General features: G+C 72.1%; 4 protein-coding genes. 1 reads left to right on the forward strand and 3 read right to left on the reverse strand.

What is annotated here, in order from left to right; all coding sequences use genetic code 11:
• Positions 1-121: 121 nt before the first annotated feature.
• On the reverse strand, positions 122-523 hold the full coding sequence (locus ACF1A5_RS28710; RefSeq protein ID WP_392195780.1) for an STAS domain-containing protein: 402 nt from the start codon (positions 521-523) through the stop codon (positions 122-124).
• Positions 524-873: 350 nt separating this feature from the next.
• On the opposite strand from ACF1A5_RS28710, the gene ACF1A5_RS28715 reads away from it, so the two are divergent.
• On the forward strand, positions 874-1,203 hold the full coding sequence (locus tag ACF1A5_RS28715) for an STAS domain-containing protein (protein WP_392195781.1): 330 nt from the start codon (positions 874-876) through the stop codon (positions 1,201-1,203).
• Positions 1,204-1,212: 9 nt separating this feature from the next.
• On the opposite strand, the gene ACF1A5_RS28720 is transcribed toward ACF1A5_RS28715, so the two are convergent.
• On the reverse strand, positions 1,213-3,717 hold the full coding sequence (locus ACF1A5_RS28720; protein ID WP_392195782.1) for a SpoIIE family protein phosphatase: 2,505 nt from the start codon (positions 3,715-3,717) through the stop codon (positions 1,213-1,215).
• A 97-nt stretch (positions 3,718-3,814) separates the two neighbouring features.
• The coding region (locus ACF1A5_RS28725) for a HAMP domain-containing protein (RefSeq protein ID WP_392195783.1) at positions 3,815-7,387 on the reverse strand (3,573 nt) is incomplete at its 5' end.

A 7,387-nucleotide genomic window follows, 5' to 3' on the forward strand; every position in this document is an offset into this window, starting at 1 on the left:
TCCCTCCCGCGTGACTGAACCCGCTCACTTTGTTGCCTCACGGGTACAGTTGTCAAACGACAACTGTTGCCCGTGGGGGCGCACCTCCTCCCGCGAACCGCCCGGGGACGTGTCCGGCGCCTCAGGCCTGCTGGTCCCCCCGCTCCTCGGGCTGCGCCGGCTCCTTGTCCACCAGGGCGAGCGCCTCGTCCACGTCCTCCGACACCGGCACCGTGAGGCTGACCCCGGTGAGGTCGAGGATCCGCCGCACGGCGGGGGTGGGCCCGATGATGTGCACGCTGCCCGGCTTGTCGCGGACCTCCTGGTACACGCGCAGGATGATGTTCATCCCGGAGGAGTCCATGAAGGGGACGCCGGACAGGTCGAGCAGGAAGTGCCGGCGGCCGTGGTGGAGCTGGTTGGCCAGATGGGCCTGCAACTCGGTCGCGGTGTCTACGTCCAGGTACCCCTCGACCGTGAGCAGGGCCACGTCCTCACGGGGGACGGTGACCTCGACGGACAGAGGATTCTGGGCAATGGGCACGGGTACCTCCAACGGGTGCAGACGGCCAGGGGCTGGTTACCCCTGCCGGCGCCTTCGATGCACCCCGAATCCGCCCGGGTGCGTGATCAAGCTCTCATCGACGCCGACGAGCGACGATCCGTCCGGGTCGCAGGGGGAGGGGACGTGCCGCGGACGCCGGGTCCCAAGCCGTACCCCCTCACCTGCGGCTCCCGTACTTCTCACCGCGCCGCGCGTGTACCCCGTAATCCCCCCGACATGCGTACGCCCGCGCCGGGTCGTTCGACTCGGCGGCGCATGCGTGGCACGGTGGAGTCAGCCCCCGGGCCGTGTGCGGCCCGACACCCCCGTCAGAGAGGGGGGCCATGCAGATGGGCACTCTTGTCTCACTGAACCGCGGCGCCACCGCCGCGACGCTCACCGTGCACACCGACATCGACGACCAGACCCGGCCCGCCGTGGAGGCGGCCGTCGCTGGTCTGCCCGGTACCGTCCGCGATCTCACCCTCGACCTCGTCGATGTCCGCTTCGTGGACAGCGCCGTGCTGCACCTGATCCTGACCACCCGCGACTCCCTGGGCCCCGACGGAGGCCGGCTCCATGTGGCGGGCCTCGGCGCCCAGCCGCGCAGGCTGCTGGTCCTCGCCACCGACCTGTGGCCGGAGGCCCGCTGGGATGACTACCTGCCCGCGGCCGGGTAGGCCACCGGATCAGGTGACCCGGATGCCCACCAGGCAGGTGTCGTCGTCGGTGTCCGACTTGCTGTAGGTCAGCAGGCGGTCCAGCTGCTGGTCCAGGGTCTTCGGCGCGGCGCGGGCCGTGGTCAGCAGATGGGTCAGCGACTCCACCACCGACCGGTCCCGGCGCTCGATCAGGCCGTCGGTGTACATCAGCAGCGTGTCCTCCGGCGCGAGCCGCATCTCGCCCTCCTCGAACACCGCGTCCGACAGCGCGCCCAGCAACATGCCCTTGACCATGGGCAGCGGCGCCGCCTCCGTCTCCCGCACCAGCACCGGCGGCAGATGTCCCGCCCGGGCCCACCGCAGGCTGCGCCGCTCCGGGTCGTAGAGGGCGCACACCGCCGTGGCGGTGACGGCGCCGGTCAGATGGCGCGTCACGAGGTTGAGCCACGACAGCAGCTGGCCCGGCCCGGCGCCGGTCACGGCCAGGCCGCGCAGCGCGTTGCGCAGGACCACCATGCTGGTGGCGGCCTCTATGCCGTGCCCGGAGACGTCACCCACGCACAGCAGCACCTTCTGCGACGGCAGCACCACGGCGTCGTACCAGTCGCCGCCCACCAACTGCTCGGTCTCCGCGGGCCGGTAGCGCACGGCCACCTGGAGGTCGGGCAGCTCCAGCGGCGCCTGCGTCGGCGGCATGATGGCGCGCTGCAACTGCAGCGCCAGCCGGTTGCGCTCGCTGGACTGCTGCTCGGTATGGGCCAGCTGGTCCCGGGTCGCGGCGAGCGCGACCTCCGTCCAGTGCTGCGCCGAGATGTCCTGGTAGGCGCCGCGGACCACGAACAGCCGGCCGTCGGTGTCGAGGACCGGTTCGGCGACCACCCGGATGTGACGGGTCACCCCGTCGGGCCGCTGCAGCCGGAACGCCGCGGAGGCGGGCCGCAGGTGGTGCAGCAGGGTGCGCAGGAACCGGCGGATCCCCTCGGCGTCGTCCGGGTGCGCGTGCGCCGGCAGCTCCTCCAGCGGCACCGGGGTGCTCGACGGGGGCCGCCCGTACAGCTCGAAGAGCTGGCCGTTCCAGGTGATCTCCCCGGTGAGCAGGTTCTCCTCGAAACCTCCGATACGCCCGAGGCGCTGTGCGTGCTGGAGCAGGCTCGCCAGCCGTGCCGTCTCGTCCTCGATACGCCAGATCAGCAGCACGCTGTTGCCGTGCCGGCTGATGCTGATGTCCGCGAGCGCCGACAGCGGCACCTGGTCCACGAGCGCGGTCAGCTGCATGCGCTGGGCGCGGAACGACTCGCCCGTGGCGTACACCCGCTCCACGCGCTGGAACAGCTCGCTCCTACCGGCGGCCATGGGATAGGCCTCCAGCAGCAGCGCCCCATTGATCACCGCGCGCGGCCGGCCCCCGGGGTCGAGGAAACGGTCGTTGACGTGCTGGATGCGGAAGTCGACGAGCTGCCCGGAGGCGCCGATGTGCGGCACCAGCACCAGGGCGGGGTCGTGCAGGCCGTCGGCCAGGTCGATCAGCTCGGCGACGTCCGGCAGGACCCGGGGCTCCGTGGTGAGGTCATGGCGCTGCGTGTACGTCTCCAGCGTGTGCGCGCACAGCTCGGCCAGCGCCTCGAGCTGGCGGACCACCTGGGGCGGCTGCGGCTCCAGCGGCCCCGGCCAGGCGATCTCCAGCACACCGTGGATGCGGCCGCCGGTGCCGGCGGGTACGGCCACCCGCCCGCCGTCCGGATGCACGTGCCGTCCGATGGTGGGCAGGCCGGTCTCGGCGAGCGAGGTGAACCACTGGCCCGCGCGCGCGGTGAGGCCGCGCCGCGCCACGGTCTCCACCTCCGGCGGCACATAGCGCCACCGGGTGTCCTCGGCCGGGGAGAAGCCCGCGCTGCCCGCCAGGGTGAGCGAGCCGTCGGGCCCGGCGGCCCAGACCGCCACCGCCACCGCGCCGAGCGGGCGCAGGGCGTGCTCCAGCAGCGAGTCGGCGACGGCCTGGGTGTCGTCCGCGGCCAGCGCCCCGCTCTCGGCGGCCCGCAGCCGTACGGCGGCCGACTCGTCCTCCTGTGCCGTCGCGGCGGCGAGGAAGGCGTTGGTCACCTCGGCCACCCGGTCGTGGGCGGCCTGGTTGATGACCTCGACGGCGAACTCCAGCGGAGTCACCTTGGCCTGTTCGGTCAGCTCCGCGAGCTGCCGGGCGGCCTGCGTCGGCCCGCAGCCCAGCCGTTCGACCAGGATACCCTTGGCGAGTTCGATCAGGGCCCGGCCCTCGGCCTCCGCCTGGGCGTCCCGCACCTCGCGGCGCAGCCGCTCCACCGTGGCGGCCAGCCTGCCGACGGGGGAGCCGGGGGAGACGCCGCCCGGCAGGTCGCGGAGCGCGGGGTCGGCCGCGTCCGTCTGCTCCGGGTCCGCGGTGTCGGTCTGCGCGGGGTCGGCGGTGTCCGTCTGCTGCGGCTGCGGGGGAATCGCCGACGCCTCCTCCGGGCACGGCTCCGCGCCGGCCGGCTCACGTGGCTGTTCGGACGTGGTCACGATGCGAATGCTCCTCCGCTGCGGGATCCCGGGGCGCGGTCCGGACGGCGCCGGGACACGCCCGTCCCACCCGCGGGCGGGACGGACGACGGCGCGCTCATGCGGACAACCAGCGTCGGACGCAGGCGATCAGGTCGTGGGTGTCGACGGGCTTGGTGACGTAGTCACTGGCACCCGACGCCAGGGACTTCTCCCGGTCCCCGGGCATCGCCTTCGCGGTGACGGCGACGATCGGGAGCTCCGCGTACTGCGGCATCTTGCGGATCTCCGCCGTGGCCGTGTACCCGTCCATCTCCGGCATCATCACGTCCATCAGCACCAGCGCGATGTCCGGGTTGCCGACCAGCATCTCGATGCCCTTCAGCCCGTTCTCCGCGTGGAGCACCCGGAAGCCGTACAACTCCAGGATGCCACTGAGGGCGAAGAGGTTGCGGGCGTCGTCGTCGACCACGAGGACGGTGCGCCCGACGAAGGCCTCGTCGACGGGCGGCGCGAGGTCCTGCGGGTCCTCGGGCCGCACCAGGGACAGCACGTCACCGGGCTCCTCGGCCGACAGGTGCAGCGCGATCCGCTCCCGCAGCTCGTCCAGGCTGGAGAGGAACTCCAGCGACCCGTCGTCCTCGTGCGACCGCAGGGCCTGAGCACGGGCCACGTCGGGGCGCTGACCGCTGTGGATGAGCACCGGCACACCCGCCAGCGCCGAGTCGCCCTGCAGCGCCTGAAGGAAGCGGGACGCCTCCCCGTCGGGCATGTCCAGGTCGAGGACGACACAGTGGCACGACTCGTCGGCCAGGGCACCGGCCGCCTCGTGGGCGCCCACCGCGGTGATCACGTCCATCGTCGGCAGCGCGGCCCCGTCGTCCGCGGTGTGCCGGGCCACGTCGGCGACCACGCTCTCGGCGACCAGGGTCAGCAGCCCGCGCGGCCGCTCCTCCACGACCAGCAGGCGGCGCCGGCGCTGTCCGGCCGAGCCCGGCCGCTCCGCTGCGACGAGCTGGGGGGCCGCCGCGGCGGGGACGAGCGCGGCCGGCTCGCTCTCCGGGGCCCGGCCGACGGTGAGCAGCTGCTCGAAGTCGGGACGCGCCACCGGCAGGAAGAGGGTGAAGACGCTGCCCCGGCCGGGCGCGCTGTCCACGGTGACGGCGCCGCCCAGCAGATGCGCGATCTCCCGCGTGATGGACAGACCGAGGCCGGTACCGCCGTACTTGCGGCTCGTGGTGCCGTCCGCCTGCTGGAAGGCGCCGAAGATGGACTCCAGGTGCTGCTCCGGAATTCCGATGCCGGTGTCCTTCACCCGGAACGCCACCACGGCCCCGCCGCGGACCACGCCCGCGGGCACCGCTTCGTCCGCCGCGGGCTCGATGGACAGCTCCACGCTGCCCTGCTCGGTGAACTTCACCGCGTTCGACAGCAGGTTGCGCAGGATCTGCCGCAGCCGGGAGTCGTCGGTCAGCAGGTCGGCCGGCGCGCCGGCCGCGGTGGTCACCGCGAAGTCCAGGCCCTTCTGCGTCGTCATCGGCCGGAAGGTGGCCTCGACGTACTCGATGAGCTGCCGCAGCGACACCCGCTCCGGCGCGACGTCCATCTTGCCCGCCTCGACCTTCGACAGGTCGAGGATGTCGTTGATCAGCTGCAGCAGGTCCGAGCCGGCGGAGTGGATGATGCCCGCGTACTCGACCTGCTTCGGGGTGAGGTTGCGCGAGGGGTTCTGCGCGAGCAACTGGGCCAGGATGAGCAGGCTGTTGAGCGGGGTGCGCAGCTCGTGGCTCATGTTCGCCAGGAACTCCGACTTGTACTTGGAGGCCAGCGACAGCTGCTGCGCGCGGGCCTCGAGCTCCTGCCGGGCCTGCTCGATCTGCAGGTTCTTCGCCTCGATGTCGCGGTTCTGCGCCGCCAGAAGCGAGGCCTTCTCCTCCAGCTCGGCGTTGGAGCGCTGCAGCTCCTCCTGCTGCTCCTGCAGCTCCGCCGAGCGGGACTGGAGTTCGGCGGTCAGGCGCTGCGACTCGTCCAGCAGCTCGTCGGTGCGGGCGTTCGCCACGATGGTGTTGACGTTGACGCCGATGGTCTCCCGCAACTGCTCCAGGAAGTCCCGGTGGATCGGCGTGAAGGGGGTGACCGAGGCCAGCTCGATCACGCCGAGTACCTGGTCCTCGAAGAGGATCGGCAGCAGGACCAGCGCGGCCGGCACGGCCTGGCCGAGCCCCGAGGAGATGGTGACGTAGCCCTGCGGGAGCTCGTCCACCAGGATCGTACGGCGGCTGCGTGCGGCCTGGCCGACCAGCGAGCGGCCGAAGGAGAAGCGGGTGGGCCGCTCGTCGTCGTCGGGCCGGCCGTAGGCGCCGACCAGCCGCAGCTCGGGTCCGCGCGCGCCGTCCTCGGCGAGGTAGAACGCGCTGTACTGGGCCGACACCAGCGGCGTCAGCTCCTCCATGATCAGCTCGGCCACGACGGGCAGGTCGCGGTGCCCCTGCATCAGGCTGGAGATCCGCGCGAGGTTGGTCTTCAGCCAGTCCTGCTGCTGGTTGGCCCGGGTGGTCTCGCGCAGGGACCCCACCATGGAGTTGATGTTGTCCTTGAGCTCGGCGACCTCGCCGGAGGCCTCGACGGTGATCGAGCGGGTCAGGTCGCCCTCCGCCACCGCGCTGGCGACCTCGGCGATGGCCCGCACCTGGCGGGTGAGGTTGCCGGCCAGCTCGTTGACGTTCTCCGTCAGGCGCTTCCAGGTGCCCGAGACGCCCTCCACCTCGGCCTGGCCGCCGAGGCGTCCCTCGGTGCCGACCTCGCGGGCGACGCGGGTGACCTCGTCGGCGAACGCGGAGAGCTGGTCCACCATCGTGTTGATGGTCGTCTTCAGCTCCAGGATCTCGCCGCGGGCGTCGACGTCGATCTTCTTCGACAGGTCGCCCTTGGCCACCGCGGTCGTCACCAGCGCGATGTTGCGGACCTGGCCGGTGAGGTTGTTCGCCATCGAGTTGACGTTGTCGGTGAGGTCCTTCCACGTGCCGGCCACGTTGGGCACGTGGGCCTGGCCGCCGAGGCGTCCCTCGGTGCCGACCTCGCGGGCGACGCGGGTGACCTCGTCGGCGAACGCGGACAGCGTGTCGACCATCGTGTTGATGACGTCGGCCAGGGCCGCGACCTCGCCGGCCGCCTCGACCGTGATCTTCCGGGACAGGTCGCCGCGCGCCACGGCGGTGGCCACCTGGGCGATGGAGCGGACCTGACCGGTCAGGTTCGACGCCATCACATTGACGTTGTCGGTGAGGTCCTTCCAGGTGCCCGAGACACCCCGGACGTGGGCCTGGCCGCCGAGGCGTCCTTCGGTGCCGACCTCGCGGGCGACGCGGGTGACCTCGTCGGCGAAGGCGGAGAGCTGGTCGACCATCGTGTTGATGGTGTTCTTCAGTTCGAGGATCTCGCCGCGGGCGTCGACGGTGATCTTCTGCGAGAGGTCACCCTGAGCCACCGCCGTGGCGACCTGGGCGACGTTGCGGACCTGGGCGGTGAGGTTGCCGCCCATGAAGTTCACCGAGTCGGTCAGGTCGCGCCAGGTGCCCTTGACGCCCTTGACGTCCGCCTGGCCGCCGAGGCGTCCTTCGGTGCCGACCTCGCGGGCGACGCGGGTGACCTCGTCGGCGAAGGCGGAGAGCTGGTCGACCATCGTGTTGAT

Origin of the sequence: Streptomyces sp. NPDC014864, from assembly GCF_043081525.1 — a bacterium.
Taxonomy (GTDB): Bacteria; Actinomycetota; Actinomycetes; order Streptomycetales; family Streptomycetaceae; genus Streptomyces.

Excerpts from the sequence above, each read along its gene's own strand:
- ACF1A5_RS28715 (WP_392195781.1), top strand. The coding sequence starts at position 874 with ATGGGCACTCTTGTCTCACTGAACCGCGGCGCCACCGCCGCGACGCTC.